The sequence below is a fragment of the Nostoc sp. FACHB-892 genome (genome assembly GCF_014698795.1).
Classification (GTDB): Bacteria; Cyanobacteriota; Cyanobacteriia; order Cyanobacteriales; family Nostocaceae; genus Nostoc.
The window spans coordinates 32,834-54,255 of the sequence record NZ_JACJTR010000020.1 but is presented as its reverse complement, the minus strand read 5'-3'; the positions used below and the strand labels follow the sequence as shown (position 1 = coordinate 54,255).

The following is a 21,422-nucleotide window of genomic DNA, read 5'->3' as shown; positions in this document are numbered from 1 at the left end:
AAACCTAAGCTTTAAACCGTTTCCTAGCAGCAAATCAGAGTAAGAATAAAAGCCTCTCTCCCTGTGTGGGAGAGCTTTGGAACACAAAGCCAATCGCATTCTATTTTCCCAAATAAGCCTCTAGAACTTTGGGATTAGTTTGAATTTCTGCGGGTGTACCATCAGCCAAATTCTGCCCTTCGGCAAGTACCCAAACACGATCGCACAAGGACATAATCACATCCATATTGTGTTCGATAATCAAAAAGGTCATCCCATCTTCACGGTTCCAAGTGATAATGCGATCGCAAATATCATCAATCAATCTTGGATTCACCCCAGCAGCTGGTTCATCCAATAAAATTAACTTGGGATTAGTCATTAACGCCCGTCCCATTTCCAGCAGCTTGCGTTGTCCACCAGACAAGCAACCAGCATAATCGTGTGCTTTTTTTGCCAAGCCCACTGATTCTAATAGAAACATTGCTCGCTCTTGCAGTTGCTTTTCTTCCTTAGCTACGATGTGCGGTTGCAACTGCACTTGCCAAAAGTTCTCACCCGTTTGTTTTTGCGCCGCCAGCAGCATATTTTCTAACACCGATAACCGCGAGAGAGTTCGTGCAACCTGAAAGGTGCGGATTACTCCTTGCTGGGCGATTTGATATGGTTGCAAATTGTGAATCGGTTCACCGTCAAAAATCACTCGCCCCTTATCTGGACGGATGAAGTTTGAGAGTAAGTTAAATAAAGTAGTTTTACCAGCGCCATTGGGGCCAATCAAGCCCGTAATGCTGCCTTTAGCAACTTCGATTTTGGCCTCATTAACTGCTTTGACACCACCAAAGCTTTTAGAAAGTCCAGTGGCTACCAAAAGGGGAAGTGGCGGTGACTGATTATTTACCAAGAGTAAGTTCCTCCTTTTTCCCTAAAATACCTTGAGGTCGCCAAATCATCAGTACCATCAGAATTAGTCCGATTACCATGATCCGAAATGCACCCAAACGCGCTTCATCAAGGGTAACGATTCTGGGTAGAACTTCTCGCGTCAGCGCATCGTAAGCAAAGAAAATTACTGCACCTAAAATTGTGCCAACATTACTACCAGAACCGCCTAAAATCACCATAATCCAAGTGTCAAAGGTAATCTGCGGTTGAAAATTATCAGGATAAATCGCACTGAGTTGCCAAGCGAAGAAAGCACCAGCGATACCTGCGATCGCACCCCCTAACATGAGAGATTGTAATTTATACCAAAAAACATTTTTCCCTAACGCCTTGGGAATTTCTTCATCTTCACGGATGGCTTTGAGAATTCTACCCCAAGGCGATCGCACCAAAATTTCTAAGCGCCAGTATACAAATGCTAAAACCAACAGCAACACCAGCATTAAACCCGCTTTTGGGTTGTAATTATACAGTCCGATCACCCCAGAAATATAAATCGCTGCTGCCAAAGCTGCTAAAACAATTCCCACTCCCAAGCGGGATATAAATTCTTGTTTGCTAGTTGTCCTTTTGCCTAAATCAGTAGTTCGAGATATTTGGGTGGTACGAACCCATCGCCACAATGAAAAGAAAGTTACAGCAGCTAACAGTGTCAAAAGCCCAATCATCACAAATCTGACCAACAAATTCGGCTCTGTGGATAGGGGGATGGGATAACTTTGCACACCAAACGCCCCAGAAATCCAGGTGTCACCCACAGGTAATTCCTGATTATTTACTACCAAACGAATTAATTCGCCCGTACCAATGGTGACAATTCCTAGATAATCTTCCCGTAAGCGTAGAGTTGCAAAACCAATTACCAAACCCAATAAGGCGGCGACAATTGCCCCAGCCAGTGCCGATATCGGTAGAGGGACACCCTTTAAGGTTAATAATACGGTTGTGTATGCTCCGAGGGTCATGAAAGCAATATGACCAAAGTTAATTAACCCCGTAAAGCCCCACTGTAAATTGAGTCCTAGAGCGAATAGAGCAAAAAGTGCTGTAGAAATTGCTAAGAAAATTAGATAGTCAACCATGTTAAGGAATGGGGAGTTGGGAGTTGGGAGTTGGGAGTTAGGAGTTAGGAGTTAGGAGTTAGGAATTAGGAGTTAGGAGTTGAGAGTAAAAAAGTGAGATTCCCCGCTTAAAACTCCCTCATCTCCCCCTACTTCCCCTGCTGCTCTCCCCTCCTCGCTGGGCGAATAAATTTTAGCGTAGCTTGAGCGTAGTTAATTTTATGGGAATACTATTTATTGTTGAGTGTTGGGTTGTAGGTAAAAATTAGCCTATGAATTTGCTGCGACTGAGGATGCATCATTTAATCGAGCAGTTAGCCGATGAAGATTTGCAAGACATTTGGGATGTTCTGGAAGCTTTACATTGTGACTTTTATATGCTTAAAGCGATACAACAAGTTAAGCGATCGCAGCAACCGTGGGATATCTTAACCCATGAAGAAGCGATACGACTGTTGATGTTTTTCTAATTCAGCAGCGCTTTCTTTTCTAGTGCCAGTGACCCCTCAAGTTTTGGTTAAGGTAACGCCTAGTGAGTCTGGAAATGCGCTATGCAAGGTCTTTTTTGCTAGACCTGAAAAATTTAGAACCTGCTGCCTACGAGCGGGTGCATGATTTTGTCTTTATTGAGTTAGCCCAAAAGTGGCAACTGAGTGATTTAAAAGAACTGCGACAGCTTGATGGTGAGGGCATTTTTCACCGCTTCACCTTAGATAATTACCTGATTGGTATAGAAATAAGGGGTGAAATTGTGAAATTTCTGCGTGTCATCCCTATGCCAGATGTGTGAATTGAGGAGCTAAGGGAACACTTAAAACTGTAAACTGTATAACGCTAGGCAGGGATCGCTATAACCTTCCATTAAACTGGTTTTTGAAAAACACTTTATTTGAGATTTCCCTATGGATGCTAGGGCACTTTGGCAACGATACCAAAACTGGTTATATTTCCACGAGGGATTGGGACTGTACTTAGATGTGAGTCGAATCCGGTTCGATGATGCCTTTGTGGAATCGTTGCAGCCGAAGTTTGACAAGGCGTTTGCGGATATGGCTCAACTGGAGAAGGGTGCGATCGCAAATCCTGACGAGAATCGCATGGTTGGACACTACTGGCTGCGAAATCCTGATTTAGCGCCAACTCCAGAACTTACACAAGAAATTGTCCAAACCCTAGAACAAATCGAAGCTTTTGCGGAAAAAGTCCAAACAGGTGCTATTCATCCTCCCAGAGCAAGCCGCTTCACGGATATTATCTCCATTGGCATTGGTGGTTCCGCCCTCGGTCCCCAATTCGTCGCGGAAGCTCTCGCTCCTGATTTCCCGCCCCTGAAAATTCACTTTATCGATAACAACGATCCGGCAGGTATTGATCGCGTTATCAATCATTTACGAAATAGCCTTGCCAGCACTTTGGTTTTGGTAATCTCCAAATCTGGAGGAACGCCGGAACCTCGTAACGGCATGATTGAAGTTAAAAAAGCTTACGCCGGACACAATTTAGAATTTGCTCAATATGCGGTAGCAATTACCAGCGTTGACAGCAACCTCGATAAACTGGCCAAAGACGAAGGTTGGCTGGCTAGATTTCCTATGTATGACTGGGTAGGAGGACGCACCTCAGAAATGTCTGCTGTGGGGCTAGTACCAGCCGCATTGCAGGGCATTGATGTTCGTGCCATGCTAGATGGCGCAAAAGAAATGGATGACGCTACCCGCGTCTCAGATGTGAAAAATAACCCAGCAGCTTTACTTGCTTTGTCTTGGTACTTTGCTGGTAACGGAAAGGGCGAAAAAGATATGGTTGTCTTACCTTACAAGGACAGCTTATTTTTATTCAGCCGCTATTTGCAACAGCTGGTGATGGAATCCCTGGGCAAGGAAAAAGACTTAGATGGTAACGTTGTCCATCAAGGAATTGCCGTTTATGGCAACAAAGGCTCAACAGATCAACACGCTTACGTCCAGCAGTTGCGTGAGGGTGTAGCGAATTTCTTTGCTACCTTCATCGAAGTGTTGGAAGATCGTCACGGCCCATCCACTGAAATAGATCCAGGAGTTACATCAGGCGATTATCTATCAGGTTTTCTTCAAGGAACCCGACAAGCGCTTTATGAAAATCACCGCGATTCAATTACAGTCACCATTCCCCAAGTTAACCCCCGAACTGTAGGGGCATTAATTGCTTTGTATGAACGCGCTGTTGGTTTATACGCTAGCTTAGTCAACGTCAACGCCTACCATCAACCAGGTGTAGAAGCTGGCAAAAAAGCAGCCGCCTCCATTCTCGATTTGCAAACACGAGTGGTAGCAGTGCTGCAAAAAGAAAAAGCTCCTATTTCTCTTGATGAACTCGCCGAGAAAGCAGGCGCATCAGAGCAAGTTGAGGCAATTTACAAGATTTTGCGTCATATCCATGCCAATCATCGAGGTGTGGTTTTGCAAGGTGATCTTCAGAAACCCGGCAGTTTAACCGTTTCTACTAGCTGATAGCTCTAGTCTAAACATCACATTTTGTTCATTAATTGTTGTATCAGCAACAATTTTTTATTGTGAAGCATCCTAGATAGAAGATATATCTTCAGTCTAGGATGCTTCACTGTATAATTCGTAATTCGCAATTGAAGGACAGAGGAACTAATTGCTTGCCCTAACATAAAGTTCAGGCAGTATTAACAAATAGGGGTAATTACTATGACTGAATCAACAGCAAAACAACCTGCACGTCGAGGCAGAATCTTTCCAGAACGTACTTTACCACCAAAAGAACTTGCTAGACGCAAAGCTGAAGATGAGGTATTTTATCGCCGTTGTCGGGAAATTTTTGAGCGTGTACGTCCAGATTTGATTAAGGAACACTACGGCTGGTATATTGCTGTAGAGCCAAATAGTGGTGATTACTTGATTGATGCAGATAAAATGCAAGCTCATAAAAAAGCGCTTGAAAAATACCCAAATACTGACCACTGTGTTTTTTGTTTTAATGAAACAGGAACCACTGGCACACTGGCACAATATGATTCAGGGTAAATTTGGGGAAAAGGGTCAACTATCTTTTGCAATTGATTTAATAACTGATGATGGATTAAATTTGCCTGTGGATGCCATGCTAGATACTGGTTTCACAGGTTTTCTAGCTATTAACAAACAAGATTTAGATAGTCTAGACTGGTTTTATATTGGTAAGGAAACTTTGCGAACTGCACAGCGAGAAACCTTGTTTAAAATATATTTAGGCAAGTTGATATTAAACGAACAAGAGTATCAAATCCCTGTTTATGCAGGCGATGAAATTACATAATTTCTGTTAGTTCAGAGTGGCTAAAAATTCTGCCGTTGGTGGTGAATTACCAGGCTGGTATATTAACTTTGGGATAACTGCGATGCCTACGATTGGCTACGCTTACTTACTTGATTTATTTTGAAACGAACCGCAAAGAACGCAAAGAGCGCGAAGGTGAGAAAAGAGATATATTGTACTATATTAGTTAATAGGTAAATCGCGGAGAAAGTAAAAGCGATCGCTATTCCAATCACTGCCTTTTATTCGTCCTAAATAGCCTGTTAAAGGTGAGGAAAGCTCAATCAGAATTTCGTAAAGTTCTTTATTTTTCAAAGACTCAGGTGGACTGCCATAAATGTATGCTATGTGAAGGGCATCCACTCCAACATTTACATCACCTGTTTTTTCTAGATGATTTTTGACAAGCTGGATAATATGCGATCGCAACTTAATCTCTCTCTCAGCTTTATCAATATATTCATTAATTTTATAGTCAATTTGCCCAGGTTCTAAATATTGCTGTAATTCCATTAAATTAATAGCACCTGGATATTTTGCTTTGAATTCAACGAGCTTTTGTAAAGTCATTACATTTATAATACTGATTTTCGATATTTCAGCAGATTCTTTCAAATTTTTAGTTGGTTTACCTGGGCCAATAATTAACCTTACAGCTTGAAGATAATTTTCTCTTAAATGCCTTCTACCAATCCTATCTAATTCTTCTACTGCACGATCAGGAATGCTTTTACCTGCTTTGCATTCGCAAACAAGAGGATAAGGTTGTGAGCAAAATAAGTCTAAGCCACCTGCACCGCCTTTGTAGTTTTCTTCAACTTTGAATCCTAAAAAATCAAGGCTACGGCGTGCGATGCTTTCAAAATCTGTACCAGCTTGATAGTTGCTTTTACCCTCGTCTTGTTCGATGCTGCGATCGCCCAATTTTGCAATATCATTTATCCAAGCTAAATCTGGATCGGGTTGCTTAATTAGCTTGTTGCTACACCAACCCAAAAATACTTTGATATCGTCGTCTAATTGTTTAGCTGCTGGTTGGCTAATGGTTAGGGATGCGATCGCTCCCTGCAATTCTTCCAATTCATGATGCAGTGGGGGTTCTAGCTTTTCTAATTGGTGTTTGCGTTGGGCGAAGGTGCGATCGTTTAATACTGGGTTGGCTTCAGAAAGATTCACAGGTTGCGGTAATGCAACAAACTGGCTATTTGATTTTATCGGGACTTCAATTGATTTAGGTAACTGATATACTCGCAAATATGCCAAAAAAATATTTTGCTTTTGCCTTAGTATTTCCTTTAAAGCTTCTGTTGTCCAAATAGTTAGCTGTGATAAAGCAGCCAAAGATCCAGCATTGTTTATAATCTGGCACAGTTCACACTTAGCCCAAGCTTTAAGTAAGACTGTTTCATACGCTAAAAGGGGTAGTTTTAACTGTTCCTCTTCTGGAAGTAAACTCATTTGCTGAGGTTGCATTAAAACGCCCTGACTATTGAGTTGTGCAAATGTACTTTGGGCAATAGATAAGAAACTTGAGCAATAATACTGCTCAACTGGTAGTAAATTAATTGATGTATATGCTGGGCAAAGGGCAAATTCTCGCCCCGGAGTAATAAATTTATTAGGCATTACTGCAATTATTCTCCCTTGCAACAATGCCTCAATTTCTGGTGCTGGTAAACGTAATGCTGTATTCATCATTATTCTTGGAATAAATCATCTGAAGCAACACTTACTACATCTTTAACCTCTATTAAGGTCATATTACTACTCTCATTTTCTTCATCAATTGCATCTTTAGGAACTTGTCCTGATGGATCGCTGAGAATTTCACGGATAAGATAATTATCAATTGCTATCCGTTTTGTGTGAATAAAATCAATAATTTGCTCTTCGCTTAACTCATCATCTTCACGACCTTTCATCACGAAATGCAATGCTAATAGTGGTTTTATATCTTCAGGTTTTAATAAAACCCATTCACCGCCTAATTCCTTTGATAAAAGCGTCTTTAAATGTTCTTGTGCTTTAGTAGCACCTTTATTAATTTGCTTAGAGCGAACTAAACAACCACGAGTTAAATCAAAATCTTTGTAGCGAATTAACCTTTTCAATGTAGCTTGGACGAATAAGCCTCCAGATTCTTGCAGAACTGCTACGGCAATTTTGACATCTTTACCTTTTTCCTTACCAACAATTTTAAAGTCAATGTAGCCTCTATCTACAGCTTTAACTTGAACATCAACTATATCTAAAACCTGAACATTTTCTAACACTTCTCCTTTGATAGAATTAAATCCTAATCGTAATGCTTGAGCAAGAGTAGCTTTATCCTCCATGTAATCTTGTATAGTAGTTTCTAAAGCAGCTATTTGTTGTTTATAAGCAGGTTCTACTGGATGTTCTACTGGCTCTATTACCTCAATACCTGATTTAAAATTTTCTGAACACCATTTTAATACTTTTCTAACAATTGGTTTTTCCTTGCCTAATGCTCTCAGCTTTTCTTCATCAAATGGATAAAGAGTATAAGGAGGTATTAATCCTTTTTCTTGATAAAACTCTTCAAGCCATCGAGAAACCAAAGTAACAACATCATCAGAATTCAGATACTTTAAATCAATCAATTGTTCAGCAATTCTATCTACGACTGAGTCAGCATTTGATAATTTTTTAACCTCATGAATCCAATGATCGGGGAAAATTGATGTTAGCAAAACGCCTCGTTTAATTTTGTCAGATAAGTCTTTAGCTAAAATAGCCGTAACTTGTCGTGCAGTGTATCCTATTTCATTACAGTGGTCGCTTTCCATTTCATCAAAACAAACGACTATTGGTTTATAATCGCTAATCAAATCAAGAATTTGCCGTACTGTATTGAAAGATTCAGCTTCTTGGTCATTTGCACTTATATTGGCTAAACCCATTGCATCAGCTTTTGTCTGTGGCAAGTTACCACCAGCTAGCCATCGAATAGCAAATATTTCATAAGCTGGATCAGGAGAAAGTGTCCATATAATTGCCGTAAGAATATCCGGATTTTGGATATCAGGCTTAATACTAAGTACCTTATCTCGCAAAACTTCAACTACCTTGGGATTTTTAGCTAATGCTCCAGAAAATTGATTTATTAGCTGTTGAGATGTATAGTTTTTCTTGAAAGCTTCATTAATTAAAGCTGTTGCTAATTCCTGCCATTGACTAACACCTTTACTACCTCTTTGTTTAAGACTATTTGCAAGAGTATTTAAAAACTCTGCTTTAATCCGGTTTAGGTTATTACATTGACTCATATAAACGAATAAAGCACTACCATCAACCTGTAATCGATGGCGAATTCTGCTGATAACGTGGCTTTTTCCTAACCCCCTTTCTGCTGTCATAGTAATACCGATGACTTTTTGCTGTTCACTACGAACTTCCTCAATTGCCTGATAAACAGCATTGGAAACATGAGCATTTAAAGATGGCTCATCAGGAAAACCTTGTCCCCAAACATTATGATCTTTAACTACTAAGCGACCTTTAAATGGGTTATGGTTGTTAATTGCATTAATTAAATCATTAAACTTAGACATGGATTTATGAAAAATAGTTGTGTATGAGGTCTAGCAGAGAATTACCAAAAACTTCAAAAATTGGTGGACTAGTTTAAACGTTTGGCATAGCAACGCAGTCCACTTACTTCAGTAGTTACGGAATCTTCCAGTTTGCTTAGGTCGTTGTCTGGTAAACTTCCACCTTGAAGTTGTAAAATGTCTTTCTCTTGCATTTCCAGCAACCAATCACTGAACTCTGTACGGCTAACCCGATCGCCTATTTCTCTCCTGATACGATAAATTGGCACAAGATCATCTAGGTTGTAGTTTTGGTTTAGCTTGTCGTACACTTCCAACGCCACAGACTTAAACTCCTCGTAAGATGCGATTCCTTTGGAAAGCTCCGCTAATACACTCTTCCCATTAACTGGTACATTTGCACTAGTTACCGCAACATCAATCTGACTAATCCACTTCACCAACGCATTCGCCGCCCAAGTCCCGACAATCGTCCCTTCAAACTTAAAATCAGAACTTCTCAAACCCTCACCCAATACCTCTAAACCCTTGGGCAATGTCAGAGAGTATCCCTTTTTGGAAATTGCGATCGCACCCTGATTCTGCAATTCTTCGAATATGCCCTGATAATCTGCTACCTTTTGGCTTTTAGATACAATTCGGTCGTGAAGTTGACGTTTGTTCACTTCCTGCTGCGTTCCTCCCAAATTCCACAAAGCCAAAAGGAGACGAGTTCTAGTCTGGGCTGTATTTTTTGATGTCATATTTGAGTGTATTTTTTGGCAAAGATCATCATAGTAGCTGTATCTTTTTAATTTATTTACACCAAAAAAATAACCGAGAAATTGCTGAATATTTCGGCGTTTGGGCTAAATTGATTAATCAAAAAATCAATAAGATATTTCCTTCGGATGAATGCAGTTTCTCTCAAAGGCAGGATGGAATAGTTGAGAAAATCGATCATCATAATAGTGAAACGTTGTAGCCGTGCAGTTGTAAATTGAGTGGTATATGTTCTTTCAATTCCAGGTGAAATAACAGGAATTCCAACTTTGTATTTGCAACAGCAAGGCTTTTAGTAAATACAGGTGATGACGAAATCCGATGAACACAATATATAAAGAACGTAAAATAGTTTCGCGTCTATTTGCAGTGCTGCTTTCCGCATTGCTTATGGTTCCTCTGCTGAGTAGCTGCGGAGGTGGTTCTAAAACTGCTACGCCACCACCTGTTGATGATACCGTTGTTGGTAGAACAGTGAGCGATCGCCAAACCGAAGCTAAGAAGGGAATGGGTACAGGGCAAAAAGTAGCACTTTTGGCGGGAGCTGCGGCACTTTACTATATGTACAACCAACATAAGAATGCCCCACAAGAAGGAGCGCAAGGTAAGTACTATCTTTCTAAGAACGGGCGTGTATACTACCGCGATGCTGAACATCGCGCTCACTGGGTAACTCCACCATCAGAAGGAATTCGAGTACCAGAATCTCAAGCACAACAATATCGGCAATTCCAAGGCTATAACGGCAATACTTCAGGTCGCGATCTAACTGGCCTAACTTCATCCGCAGCTCCAGCACTTTAGATAACGAAGCGTGTGTAAATAAGAAAGCGGGTTTCCCGGAGAATAACGCCGATCGCGCACGTCGGAAACACTAATTTAAATCAGGAGACAGATTATGGTAGATGACTTTTTGCGAAAGGCGAAGGATCTCTTCTTAGGAGGGAACGGCGATCAATCTGAGGATGCTGAATACCGTGGTCGCAATGTCCGCCCAGCCAGCGAAGACCCCTACGGCGACCCCGCAGATATATCTTCCTACGGTGATGTACGTCCAGCCAGTGAAGACCCCTACGGCGACCCCGCAGATATATCCTCTTACGGCAACCTTATTCCAGCCAGCCAAGACCCATACGGCGACCCCGGAGATATCGCGTCTTACGGTAATGTACGTCCAGCCAGTGAAGACCCCTACGGCGACCCCGCAGACCAAGGGGAATTTGGTAACGTCCGTCCAGCCAGCGAAGATCCCTACGGCGATCCCGCAGATGACGATTACCGCCGTTAAGGCGAAACCTAACCCCCTTAAAAAAGGGGTAACTGAGTCAAAGTCCCCCTTTTTTTTAAGGGGGATTTAATTTATGGGGATCTACTCAGCCAAAATTTCTTGCGATCGCTCAATACTTTTACGCACAGATTGGGCTGAAGTATGTAAACCCTCTCTTTCGCGATCGGTCAGATTTAATTCCAAAATACTTTCAATTCCACCGCATCCCAACCGACAGGGAACACCAATCACAACATCTTCTAAATCGTATTCACCTTGCAGATACGCCGCCACAGGCAACAACCGCGACTGATTTAGCAAAATCGATTCTACCATCACGCTAGTAGCCGATGCCGGAGCAAAAAAAGCACCACCCGTCTGCATCAATTCCACAATTTCTGCACCACCGTTGCGGGTTCTTTCTACCAAGCGTTCAATTGTGGCCGCATCCAGCAATTCCGTCATGGGAATGCCGTTAACGGTAGCATAACGAGACAAGGGAACCATTAAATCACCGTGGCTACCCAATACCATTGCTTTGACATCGGCGGGCAAAACGCCCAATTCTAAGGCAATGAAAGTTTCAAAGCGGGCGGAATCTAAAACGCCAGCCATACCCATAATGCGATCGCGTGGTAAACCTGTTGCTTGCCATGCCAAATAAGTCATCACATCCAACGGATTAGTGACGACAATAAAAATAGCATTGGGAGAATGAGCGATCGCATTTTTTGCCGCTTCCACCACAATCTTGGCATTAGTTTTCAGCAAATCATCCCGACTCATACCTGGTTTACGGGGAAGTCCTGCGGTAATTACCACAATTTGAGAACCAGATGTATCAGCATAATTGTTCGTGCCAATAATTTGGCGATTGTGTATTTCAATTCCCCTGGCTTCCATCAAATCCAGCGCCAAACCTTGAGGCATTCCCGCAATAATATCTAGTAAAACTACATCAGCCAGGTTTTTCTCCGCAACCCGTTGGGCTAAAGTACTGCCAACCCTACCCGCACCCACGATGGTGACACGAGGTAAATTACACACAATTGGGGAGTTAGGGGAAGAAAACATAATCATTAAAGTGCAATTTTTATCAACAAGAATTTAGTTAACTGTTGACGGTTGACTGTTAACTGTTAACAGTTAATGTGAAATCCCATCCCCTTTTAGGGGTGGGATGAGCCTATTATTTAAATTCTTCGAGTTGATCCACACGTAACCAAACATTTGGCGTTGGCACTTTCCCGAACTTAACAAGGGCGTAATCACCTTTGATATCTACAATTTCACCCTTGCTGTCAAACAAATAAGGAGGAAAACGAGTATCACTGGCTTTTGCTTCCAGACTGTTTTCCAGTTTCTCGCGGATAGCGCGAACCATATCTCCCTTTTTAACTGCCATGAATTCCTCTCTCAAATTTCTAGATTGTTTTATCTGCATTTTAAGAGACTTCAGAATTAGAAGTGAAAATTCCCAATTTCCAACTCCTAACTCCTAACTCCTAACTCCTAACTCCTAACTCCTAACCCCCCGTAGTGTTTGACACTGTGGGCAAAAGTGACTAGATCGCCCAGCTAACCTAATCCGCATAATTGGAGTGTCACAAACTCGACAGGGTTCTCCAGTGCGGTTATAAACCCAGGCAACACCACCATAATTGCCGTTGACACCCTGAACACTTAAGAAATTACTAAAAGTTGTACCGCCAGCCTCAATGCTGGTTTCTAACACTTGAATTATGGCTGTTCGCAAACGCTTAATTTGCTTTAGCTGCAAATCTATACACAAGGTTTCAGGTAAAATTCCACTCTGAAACAATGCTTCGTCGGCATAAATATTACCTAATCCCGCCACTACCGATTGATCAAGTAGTGCAGTCTTAATTGGACGACGGCGGTTTTGGAGTTTGAGAGCTAGATATTCGACAGTGAATTCGGCTGAAAATGGATCTGCTGCCAGTGTTGCCAAACCAGTCATAATACTTTCTACAGCAACGCCAGGCGGAACCCACCACATTTTCCCAAAAGTACGCTGATCAACGAACCGTAATTCCTGATGTTCCCCAAAGAATAATCTAACCCGCGTGTGCTTATGTAATGGTTCATCTCGATGCAGCCATAGTAATTGACCGGTCATTCGTAGATGAACCCCTAGCCAACCTGTGGAAGAGAGTTCGGCCAGGAGATATTTACCGCGACGATGCCAAGTAGCGATGGCATTCTTTTTAATTCCATCAACAAACTCACCAACAGAAAACGGGTAGGCGATGGTGCGATCGAGCAACACATCTCCACCCGTAATTTCTTGGTTAAGGGTCAATTGATTTAGACCCCTTCGGACTGTTTCAACTTCAGGCAGTTCAGGCATTCAAAGTGATTAAGCAGACAATTCTGATGTACTTGGGGGTTTAAGAAAGAAGAGATGGGGTAGTAACTTACAGAGCCATAAATTGCTCGTATTATTACCCAAGAGAAACCGTAAATACCCGCAGGGCGGCTCTCATAGATTAGGGTAGGCTAGGGTGAAGAATGAATGAACTGAAATTTTCAGACTTCATACTTCAGACTTAAGGCTACCCTTCATCATCGCATCAAACAACCCCGTTGTAGCTTTGCTGCTATTTTTTGGGTGGTTTAGCCTTTGGTGCTTCTACCTCTACCAATTCATCCTGAGCAAAGTTGTTGGTATTGATACCAGAGTAATTTACCTTGTCAAAGCGGACAATTACTGGGTATTTGATACCGCTTTGGTCAATGGAAGCCACAGTTCCTAGATCCTGAAACCAGTAGGATTCAGGGCGGAGAATACGTACTTTAGAACCACGTTGAACCATGATTATTTTCCCTTTTAGTTATCAATCGCCAATCTAGAGGGCTAATTGATTTCACTCTACAACCTGAAGGTCGCAGCAAGAGCCTTTGTTAAGTTATTTGTCTGAATTGGGTATTAGCGGCTAGGGACTGGGGACTGGGGAGTGGGAATTGGGAATTGAATATTAATTATTCTTTCTCCCTCACCTCCTTTATCTCCCCCATTCTCTACTCCCCATTCCTCACTCCCAAAAAATGGTATTATCCCCTACTTGACAAGGCACACGTTATGGCGTACCTTCGTTCGCAACAGTAATTTTGCATAAACTTATGTTTTACTCAATACGAACACGCTTCCCTCGTTACCTCTGCCAATCCGCAGATCGTTATCTATATAGGTGATATCTAACCAGCCCTGCTGTCTATCACTCTTGATTGCAAAATCAATTCCCGGAAATTTTCTACCTGCTTCAATTTGTTGGATAAAAGTTACCGGAGAATTGTATTCTATTAAACGTTGTAAGCCGATAATAGACCGCTCAAATTTTACTTGGACACGCCGACCTGAAACTGGCTCAAATTTAGCAGCAACGCTGACTAATCCTTCCAAATAAGGTAGGCCATAAATCTCAGCTATGTTGTAAACACTGGCAGTATCTACCCGGATACATTGATAGATTTGACCTAGTTTGCACAAAGGTAGACGATCTAAGTTTAAAAGAGCGTTGCTGGTGGTGTATAGTAATCGCCAATTGCCATCTAGCAAATTGTTCGCTTCTACCGGACGGGGTGTAGGATTAAAATCTTCTAAATTGGCGATCGCAGTTAAGATACCTTGCTTCTGTGCTTGGGTCGCCAGTAGACCGCGATTTGTACCAGCGATCGCATCTATAAGAGCCGCTTTTCCCATCATCGCCTGTCACCTCAAAAATCAGTCCTTTCCATCAGCATAAACAAGATATTCATGACCTATGTGTAGAGCTAGAAAAATTCCTAATAATTGCTTGACCTAAGCAATATGCCTATTAAATAAAAAATTTCTATCTGAATGCGGATTTATCAAATAAAGGGTTGAAAAGATAACTAAATAAATCCGTGCCAAGTGATAGACTCTAAATGTCAACTTACGTAAACATTTTCTTGTCCTCCTCGATATGTTGAACTCTCCATTACGTGAAGAACCTCGTAATCAGCGAGCCGATGTCATCCCCCTAAAGCAAGAGTCCTCTTTGTTGGACTGGTTGCAAACCAACGGTAGGATCATCGCGCGTGAGGTTCACGAACCGGATTTTCAAGATGACGAAGAAGAAATAGACTCTTTAATGAGTGTAGAAGATGGAATTGGCTACGACCTTGATGATGATGACGATATAGGAATCGCTGAGGATTAGCCTTTTCAGGCTAGGGACTTGGTAGTATCCCTAGTTACTGTTATTTAATTTTATAAGTGTGGAGTGAAGGGAAACTTTTGTGGACGCTAAATTATCTCCTGACCAAGGTTTAAATATTTCTGGAATCGTTCTAGCCTCTTTATTAGCCGTAGGGCTAGGTACAACAGCATTTTTCTTGGATTCGATGGCCAATAGGCTACCGTGGCAACCTATGTCGTTAACCCTGCCACTAATTTTGTGTGCTATGGGTTCAGGTGCCTTGGGCTATTGGGTAATACCCCTACTTCAAGAACTCAAAACTGGACAAATAATTCGTGAAGATGGCCCCCAAGCCCATCTAAAAAAGGCAGGCACGCCAACAATGGGTGGTATATTTTTTATACCTGTAGGTGTGATAATTGCTTGCATCTTGTCTAACTTTGCTACAGACGTGCTTGCAGTTTCGGCTTTGACAATCAGCTACGGATTGATTGGCTGGCTTGACGATTGGCAAATTCTCCGCCGTAAATCAAATAAAGGTATATCTCCTGGAACAAAGTTGGCTTTGCAGGTGGGTTTTGCGGCTGTGTTTTGTCTATGGCTGATGTTTAATCAACCTTCTAATATTACAAATATTGCTTTACCTTGGGTGAGCTTCACGCTACCGTTAGGATTTCTATTTTGGCCTTTAGCAGGTTTTGTCTTAGTTGCAGAAAGTAATGCGACTAATTTAACAGATGGTATCGATGGCTTGGCAGCAGGAACAGTAGCGATCGCCCTTTTAGCATTAGGTGCTTTAGTTGCACCAACAGCACCTGGATTGATGGTTTTCTGTGCGGCTTTAAGTGGTGGATGCTTAGGTTTCTTAGCCCATAATCGTAACCCAGCCCGCGTTTTCATGGGAGATACCGGTTCTTTAGCACTGGGAGGAGCTTTAGCTGCTGTAGCACTATTGACAAACACCTTAGTCGCTCTATTCATTCTCAGTGGTATCTTCTTCGTAGAAACTCTTTCGGTGATGGCACAGGTAAGTTATTACAAAGCCACTAAAGGGCCTGATGGCAAAGGCAAGCGCCTCTTCAAAATGGCACCCTTACACCATCATTTAGAACTCACTGGCTGGTCAGAATTGCAAGTGGTTGGAGTCTTTTATGTCATCGCTGCTATATTGGCTACCATCTGCTTGGCGTAGACGCAGCCCGCCGCAGGCATCGCTCCATTTTGAATTGTTTGAAAAACTGCTCGAATATAAAATAACAACTCCTACATTTTCTGGGAGTTGTTTTTATTTTAGGTTTTAAATTTTGAATTTTAAATTTAAAGATTCAAATTTGAAAGCAAGCGAATTTATCCATTAATATAGGTATTTACATATTCCATAACCCGATTCTTTCCTGCTCGCTTTGCCTCAAGCATCGCTTGATTTGCCCGATTCAGAAAATCCTTAACTGTAATTCCTGGTTCTGATACAGCTATTCCAAAAGAAGCGGTGATTCTTTCGAGGATTTGATCGCCGTCTTTCAATTGCATTTGTTCAACATCTACCCTTAATTGTTCTACTCGCTTCCTGAGAACTTCCAGCGTCATATTAGGCATCACAATCACAAATTCTTCGCCACCCCATCTGCAAGCAATGTCAAAGGAGCGAATAGATTTTAACAGCAACTTTGCTAATCCTTGAATAACAATGTTGGCAGTCAAATGCCCATAGCGCGAGTTGTAAAATTTAAAGTTATCGATATCTAGGAAAATAATACTAAGAGGTTGTCCCGATCGGTCAGCTTCGGCTAATCTCTGTTCTGTTATAGTTTGCATATAGTTTTGATTGAATAGTTGGGTCATCCCATCCCGCAAGTTATCATAAGTTAGACGTTTTTTTATGGATAGATTATTCAGTGCAAAGCCTAAAGTTCTAGCAATAATCTCAGTAACTTGTTGATCTTCTGGGCTGATTTCTTCATGGGCATAGATGTGTAAAACCCCAATTAATTCGCTTTGTCCAAACAATGGAACACACAAATGTACGCCGCTAATAGGCTGGATTAAATGGCTGCACATCAGTCCTGAGTGATGAGGCGATAAAAGGTTGAATTTTCCTCTCCGCAATGCCCAACACTCAGATTGTGAAAATATTTCTTTACTGTTTCTTTCATCTCCCCAAAAACTATTCATCTGAACATAATTTTTGGAATTAGCAATTATATTGATACAACCACTCATATTAGGAAAAAGTTTGGAACAGGTTAAAGCAACCACTTGATACATCTCATCTTCAGATTCGCAGCAATAAAGCATATCCGCCATCTCTGAGAGATATATAAGTTCCTGTTTTTTTGCCTCTAATTTCAATGTTTTTTCTTCTAGCTGGCGATTTAGACTAGTGAGCGATCGCTGTGCTTCTATAGATTCTGTAATATCGATACTAATGCCACCGATACGGTAAGCACCCGTTGCGTAATCGGTAAACGGAAACTTAAATGATAGCCAGTAGCACGGCTGATCGTTATCAGATATCTTTACCTCTTCAATCAGCTTTAAGGGGCGTAAAGTCTTCAAAACGACTTGATCGTTTTCCATTACTCTCCGCCCTTCTTCTGGATCTGGCAAGAATTCACCATCCGTTTTTCCCAACCATTCTTGTGAATCTACCAAAAATTTAGATTGCAACTCCTGATTGTAATAGAGCATTCTGGATTGCTCATCTTTGATATAGGCTCCAAACGGGCCCTGATCTAGGAATAACCGTTGCATCTGCTGGCTGCGTTGAAGTTCGCTGGTATCTTCTTGAGATTTAGCGATCGCCTCTACAATTTGATAAGCGGTTGGCATCAAGTAGATTAAAGCAGACAAAGAAACAAACGCCATTACATCAAGTACGCCTAAGTGCAATAGCGACACTGTCGAATGTGGTTCAAAGGCTGCCAAAAGGTGATGAAATCCGCAAGATAGTACGAATCCACCTGATAAGAAAAAGGCTAGCCAAAACTTAGAAGGGATAGTTGCCTTAGTTTTAGCAAAGAAAACCCCTATTACTGTAGGGATACCAAAGTATGAAAATGCAGTAATGCCATGAGCAATTATGCAATTCCAGTAAATAGGCTCCATTGTTGACCTGATATTAACATTACATCCGATTCACTATAATTCTGGATAGGCTCAAGATGTAAGAATAAAAGGGATGATTTTAGTATTTTATGCCTTAGTTTTACAAAAGTTCTTATAATAACTTTCTGAAAGGCTGCTTATTTTACTTCCTTAGAAACCTGACTTACCAAGTGAGTGAGTTCGGGTAAAATCAGTTTTTCCATCGCCAGTCGCACAGCATTACTGGAACCAGGAAGTGAGAAAATTAATTTATCTTGATAAACACCAGCAACAGCGCGAGAAGCGATCGCCCGCGAACCAATTTCTTGATAACTTAAAAAACGAAATAACTCACCAAACCCCGGTAAAGTTTTCTCTAGTAACTTTTCAATAGCATCGTAGGTGGTATCTCTTGGTGCAATACCTGTACCACCATTGAAAATTACAGCATCCAAATTTGAGCTTTTACCAAGATTTTCTATCTGTTCTTGAATTTGTGTTGGTTCATCTTTGATAATTGTGTAAGCTCCTACAGCATGGTTAGCACCAAGTAGTAACTGCTGAATTAGCTGACCACTTTTGTCTGTTTCAAAAGTGCGTGTATCGCTGACAGTAACCACAGCACAAATTACCGTAATTCCAGGCGAGTCTGGGTGGGGTTGTGGCATTATATGTTACTCATAAATTTTGACTAATGGATAATTGGGCATGGTCTATGGCGCATTCATTGAACATGACAATTCCCTATGCCCCATGCCCAATGCCCTATACCCTACGCCTCATTTTTGCTCAGTCCCAAATCGTTTTCTTCAGCATACCGCTCCATGAAGCGCATAAAGCGCTCCCATTCTTGGGCAGATTTCATCACGTAAAGTGCTTCTAATGCTTCCGGTTTCCCGTTGATAAATTTAGCTTTAACTTCACGGGTAATTATCTCTCCTTCTTGGTCAATCAGGTACATCCCGGTAATATCTTCGGTGCTACCTTGATCTAAAATTTTAGGATTGGTAAAAATAAATGTCGCTGTCCCACTGTCACCAGTACGCGATCGCGTCAAGCGTACCTCTGGAGTTACTTCTTCGTCAAGACCTCTAGAAAACTGGATTTTCGCCATGATGAATTGAATTTAAACTTTTGTGATGGTTAATTTAATATTCTCTCATCAATTAGAACACCACAGTCTAGAGGCTACTGTTATTCATTTTTTTAGTGAATATACTTAAATCGCTTCTTTTTCAAGTAACAAAGTTACGGGGCCATCGTTTTCAATTGTTACTTGCATCGTTGCACCAAATTCACCTGTTTCGACCTGCAAACCGCTAGCTTTTAACTTGATAACAAAACGATTATACAAATCTTCTGCTGATTGGGGAGCGGCTGAACGGTCAAAAGAAGGACGGCGGCCTTTGCGACAGTCACCGTAAAGGGTAAACTGACTGACTACTAACAAATCACCGCCAATTTCTTGTACAGATTTTTGCCAGCGATCGTCTCCTTCCTCGTCAGGAAACAGCCGTAATTCCAAGCACTTACGCGCCATCCAGTCTATTTCACCATCAGTATCGGTATTGGCTATGCCTACGAGTAAATTTAGCCCCCGCCCAACTTTGCCAACAATTTCACCATTAACTGTAACTTGAGATGATTTAACTCGCTGGATAAGAACGCGCATTTTAACTAATTCGTAATTCGTAATGACGCTCCTACGTCGCTCTAAGCGAAGCCATGCCGAAGGCTTTACGCTGCGCTAACGTAATTATTGGCGAAACACTCGGGCGTAAATGTAGGGGAGTGAAGAAGCTATGTTTACAACGGGCTACGCCTACGCTATTCTCTAATTCTCATTGATCAAAATCGATGGCGGAGCCATTAGGAATGCATTCCCAGGTGGAACCTGGGAACGAGTATTAAACTTTTCTACAGACGCGATAAATCGCGTCTCTAACTTCTAAATATTATTTGCCAAAACCTTTACCGCGAGAGGTTGAAGGTAGACAAATGCAGTTTTCGAGTTGACTAATTAAAGCCTCACGATCCAAATTTTGACCAATCAGCACTAGCTGGTTTTTCAATTGACCTTGCCATTCATCATCATCCAAAGTAAACCGTTTACCGCAAAGGTGGAAAATATGACGCTTCGGACTTTCGTCAAACCACATAATCCCCTTAGCTCGGAAGATATTTGAGGGTAGCTGGTTATCTAAGAAATACTGAAACTTCCTAATAGAAAAAGGTTTGTCACTTTGGAAAGAGATGGAAGTAAAACCATCATTTTCTAAATGGTCAGAATGATGGTGGTCATGGTGGTCATGATCATGATCATGATCATGGTGATCGTGACCGCATGTTGAGTGGTCATGATCATCGTGAGCGTGATGATCATGATCGTGATGGTCGTGTTTATCCACCACTGTGTCAAAATATTTATCAGACTCAAACAGACCAACACTGAGAATTAAAGGAAGCGGCACTTGCGATCGCGTGGTGCGGAGAATTCTTGCTCCTTCCTTAACCTCGTTAATTTTTGTTTCTAACTCATTCAAAGTGGCTTCATCAACCAAATCAGTCTTGTTCAGCACAATTACATCGCCATAGGCAATCTGGCTGTATGCTGCTTGAGAGTTAAATAAATCTAGACTGTAATTCGCCGCGTCTACCACGGTAATAATCGAATCCAAGCGAGTTAAATCTCGCAATTCTGTGCCCAGAAATGTTAAAGCTACTGGTAGCGGATCTGCTAATCCAGTTGTTTCCACTACTAGATAATCTAAATTTTCTTGGCGTTCTAAAACTTTGTAAACTGCATCTACCAAATCATTATTAATAGTGCAGCAAATACAACCATTATTTAGCTCCACCATGTTCTCACCAGTGGAAACTATTAGCTCGTTGTCGATGCCAATTTCGCCAAATTCATTTACGAGAACGGCGGTTTTCAAACCCTGTTGGTTGTTGAGGATATGATTGAGTAAAGTCGTCTTGCCACTGCCGAGAAAACCCGTAATAATTGTTACTGGCATTCCTTGTTTGGGCGTATCCATTGCCGAGGATTCGGATGTAACTGCTGATTGCATAGCGCTGTTATCTAATAATCAAAAAATAGTAATGTAGCGCAGATAGTCCAGAAAACACTAGCGCCGCAAGGTGGAAGTCAAAAATCAAAAGTCAAAAGCCTTGATTTCTAAGCTCTCGAGATTTTGTCCAATAGTATGTTGATTTCCGCCGTGACGTACTAGCATAGGGATGCTGGACTGTCATCCCAGCT

The 21,422-nt window shown here is 41.5% G+C and carries 23 protein-coding genes and 1 pseudogene; 9 read left to right on the top strand and 15 right to left on the bottom strand.

What is annotated here, in order from left to right; genetic code table 11:
* Positions 1-100 precede the first annotated feature (100 nt).
* Both H6G96_RS23650 and H6G96_RS23645 read right to left on the bottom strand, forming a co-directional pair.
* Positions 101-883, bottom strand: coding sequence for an ABC transporter ATP-binding protein (locus tag H6G96_RS23650; RefSeq protein WP_190914024.1), 783 nt, complete (start codon positions 881-883; stop codon positions 101-103).
* Positions 873-2,006 carry a branched-chain amino acid ABC transporter permease gene (locus tag H6G96_RS23645; protein ID WP_190914022.1) on the bottom strand — a complete coding sequence of 378 codons (1,134 nt, stop codon included), beginning with the start codon at positions 2,004-2,006 and terminating at the stop codon, positions 873-875. Before H6G96_RS23645 ends, H6G96_RS23650 begins: the two co-directional genes overlap by 11 nt.
* A gap of 251 nt (positions 2,007-2,257) precedes the next feature.
* Between H6G96_RS23645 and H6G96_RS23640 the strand changes: the two genes are divergently transcribed.
* The 5 genes and pseudogenes from H6G96_RS23640 to H6G96_RS23620 all read left to right on the top strand — a co-directional run bounded on the left by H6G96_RS23640 (position 2,258) and on the right by H6G96_RS23620 (position 5,362).
* A complete protein-coding gene (locus H6G96_RS23640; RefSeq protein WP_190914020.1) occupies positions 2,258-2,455 on the top strand; it encodes a hypothetical protein in 198 nt (65 codons plus the stop codon).
* A gap of 62 nt (positions 2,456-2,517) precedes the next feature.
* Complete coding sequence (locus H6G96_RS23635; RefSeq protein ID WP_334996173.1) at positions 2,518-2,775, top strand: cytotoxic translational repressor of toxin-antitoxin stability system; 258 nt, start codon at positions 2,518-2,520, stop codon at positions 2,773-2,775.
* Positions 2,776-2,887: 112 nt separating this feature from the next.
* The gene (locus H6G96_RS23630; RefSeq protein ID WP_190914018.1) at positions 2,888-4,474 is read left to right on the top strand and encodes a glucose-6-phosphate isomerase; all 1,587 of its coding nucleotides are present in this window, start codon (positions 2,888-2,890) and stop codon (positions 4,472-4,474) included.
* A gap of 204 nt (positions 4,475-4,678) precedes the next feature.
* Positions 4,679-5,014, top strand: coding sequence for a hypothetical protein (locus H6G96_RS23625; RefSeq protein WP_190914016.1), 336 nt, complete (start codon positions 4,679-4,681; stop codon positions 5,012-5,014).
* Positions 5,001-5,362 (top strand): annotated as a pseudogene (locus H6G96_RS23620) (aspartyl protease). The gene H6G96_RS23625 and the pseudogene H6G96_RS23620 overlap by 14 nt, the downstream one beginning before the upstream one ends.
* Positions 5,363-5,468: 106 nt before the next feature.
* Here H6G96_RS23620 and H6G96_RS23615 read toward each other — a convergent pair.
* The 3 genes from H6G96_RS23615 to H6G96_RS23605 all read right to left on the bottom strand — a co-directional run bounded on the left by H6G96_RS23615 (position 5,469) and on the right by H6G96_RS23605 (position 9,603).
* Complete coding sequence (locus H6G96_RS23615) at positions 5,469-6,983, bottom strand: DUF1802 family protein (RefSeq protein WP_190914013.1); 1,515 nt, start codon at positions 6,981-6,983, stop codon at positions 5,469-5,471.
* The gene (locus H6G96_RS23610; RefSeq protein WP_190914011.1) at positions 6,983-8,860 is read right to left on the bottom strand and encodes a P-loop NTPase fold protein; all 1,878 of its coding nucleotides are present in this window, start codon (positions 8,858-8,860) and stop codon (positions 6,983-6,985) included. The genes H6G96_RS23615 and H6G96_RS23610 overlap by 1 nt, the downstream gene beginning before the upstream one ends.
* A gap of 68 nt (positions 8,861-8,928) precedes the next feature.
* Positions 8,929-9,603, bottom strand: a complete 675-nt coding sequence (locus H6G96_RS23605) for a hypothetical protein (protein WP_190914009.1) — start codon at positions 9,601-9,603, stop codon at positions 8,929-8,931.
* Positions 9,604-9,943: 340 nt separating this feature from the next.
* Between H6G96_RS23605 and H6G96_RS23600 the strand changes: the two genes are divergently transcribed.
* A complete protein-coding gene (locus H6G96_RS23600; protein ID WP_190914007.1) occupies positions 9,944-10,426 on the top strand; it encodes a hypothetical protein in 483 nt (160 codons plus the stop codon).
* A gap of 94 nt (positions 10,427-10,520) precedes the next feature.
* Complete coding sequence (locus H6G96_RS23595) at positions 10,521-10,910, top strand: translation initiation factor (protein WP_190914005.1); 390 nt, start codon at positions 10,521-10,523, stop codon at positions 10,908-10,910.
* An 81-nt stretch (positions 10,911-10,991) separates the two neighbouring features.
* Here the strand turns inward: H6G96_RS23595 and mdh are convergent, their stop codons facing one another.
* The 5 genes from mdh to H6G96_RS23570 all read right to left on the bottom strand — a co-directional run bounded on the left by mdh (position 10,992) and on the right by H6G96_RS23570 (position 14,616).
* On the bottom strand, positions 10,992-11,963 hold the full coding sequence (mdh, locus tag H6G96_RS23590) for a malate dehydrogenase (protein WP_190914003.1): 972 nt from the start codon (positions 11,961-11,963) through the stop codon (positions 10,992-10,994).
* Positions 11,964-12,078: 115 nt separating this feature from the next.
* Complete coding sequence (locus tag H6G96_RS23585; RefSeq protein ID WP_100899786.1) at positions 12,079-12,294, bottom strand: NAD(P)H-quinone oxidoreductase subunit O; 216 nt, start codon at positions 12,292-12,294, stop codon at positions 12,079-12,081.
* A 114-nt stretch (positions 12,295-12,408) separates the two neighbouring features.
* Complete coding sequence (locus tag H6G96_RS23580; RefSeq protein ID WP_190914001.1) at positions 12,409-13,260, bottom strand: DNA-formamidopyrimidine glycosylase; 852 nt, start codon at positions 13,258-13,260, stop codon at positions 12,409-12,411.
* 250 nt (positions 13,261-13,510) lie between these two features.
* Positions 13,511-13,726: a photosystem I reaction center subunit IV gene (locus tag H6G96_RS23575; protein ID WP_094332781.1), complete on the bottom strand. Its 216-nt coding sequence runs from the start codon at positions 13,724-13,726 to the stop codon at positions 13,511-13,513.
* A gap of 305 nt (positions 13,727-14,031) precedes the next feature.
* Complete coding sequence (locus tag H6G96_RS23570) at positions 14,032-14,616, bottom strand: PAP/fibrillin family protein (protein WP_190913998.1); 585 nt, start codon at positions 14,614-14,616, stop codon at positions 14,032-14,034.
* A 241-nt stretch (positions 14,617-14,857) separates the two neighbouring features.
* On the opposite strand from H6G96_RS23570, the gene H6G96_RS23565 reads away from it, so the two are divergent.
* Both H6G96_RS23565 and mraY read left to right on the top strand, forming a co-directional pair.
* Positions 14,858-15,094, top strand: coding sequence for a DUF3134 domain-containing protein (locus H6G96_RS23565; protein WP_190913996.1), 237 nt, complete (start codon positions 14,858-14,860; stop codon positions 15,092-15,094).
* A gap of 79 nt (positions 15,095-15,173) precedes the next feature.
* Positions 15,174-16,265 (top strand): phospho-N-acetylmuramoyl-pentapeptide-transferase, encoded by a 1,092-nt coding sequence (gene mraY, locus H6G96_RS23560; RefSeq protein ID WP_190913994.1) that lies wholly within the window; start codon positions 15,174-15,176, stop codon positions 16,263-16,265.
* Between the two features lie 155 nt (positions 16,266-16,420).
* Here the strand turns inward: mraY and H6G96_RS23555 are convergent, their stop codons facing one another.
* The 5 genes from H6G96_RS23555 to H6G96_RS23535 all read right to left on the bottom strand — a co-directional run bounded on the left by H6G96_RS23555 (position 16,421) and on the right by H6G96_RS23535 (position 21,231).
* Positions 16,421-18,178: a diguanylate cyclase gene (locus tag H6G96_RS23555; protein WP_190913990.1), complete on the bottom strand. Its 1,758-nt coding sequence runs from the start codon at positions 18,176-18,178 to the stop codon at positions 16,421-16,423.
* Between the two features lie 137 nt (positions 18,179-18,315).
* On the bottom strand, positions 18,316-18,828 hold the full coding sequence (locus H6G96_RS23550; protein ID WP_190914190.1) for a molybdenum cofactor synthesis domain-containing protein: 513 nt from the start codon (positions 18,826-18,828) through the stop codon (positions 18,316-18,318).
* A 101-nt stretch (positions 18,829-18,929) separates the two neighbouring features.
* On the bottom strand, positions 18,930-19,271 hold the full coding sequence (gene psb28 / locus H6G96_RS23545) for a photosystem II reaction center protein Psb28 (RefSeq protein WP_190728246.1): 342 nt from the start codon (positions 19,269-19,271) through the stop codon (positions 18,930-18,932).
* Between the two features lie 105 nt (positions 19,272-19,376).
* Entirely contained in the window at positions 19,377-19,829 is a 453-nt protein-coding gene (gene dtd / locus H6G96_RS23540) for a D-aminoacyl-tRNA deacylase (protein ID WP_190913971.1), read from the bottom strand.
* Between the two features lie 283 nt (positions 19,830-20,112).
* Positions 20,113-21,231, bottom strand: coding sequence for a GTP-binding protein (locus H6G96_RS23535; protein ID WP_190913970.1), 1,119 nt, complete (start codon positions 21,229-21,231; stop codon positions 20,113-20,115).
* Positions 21,232-21,422 lie beyond the last annotated feature (191 nt).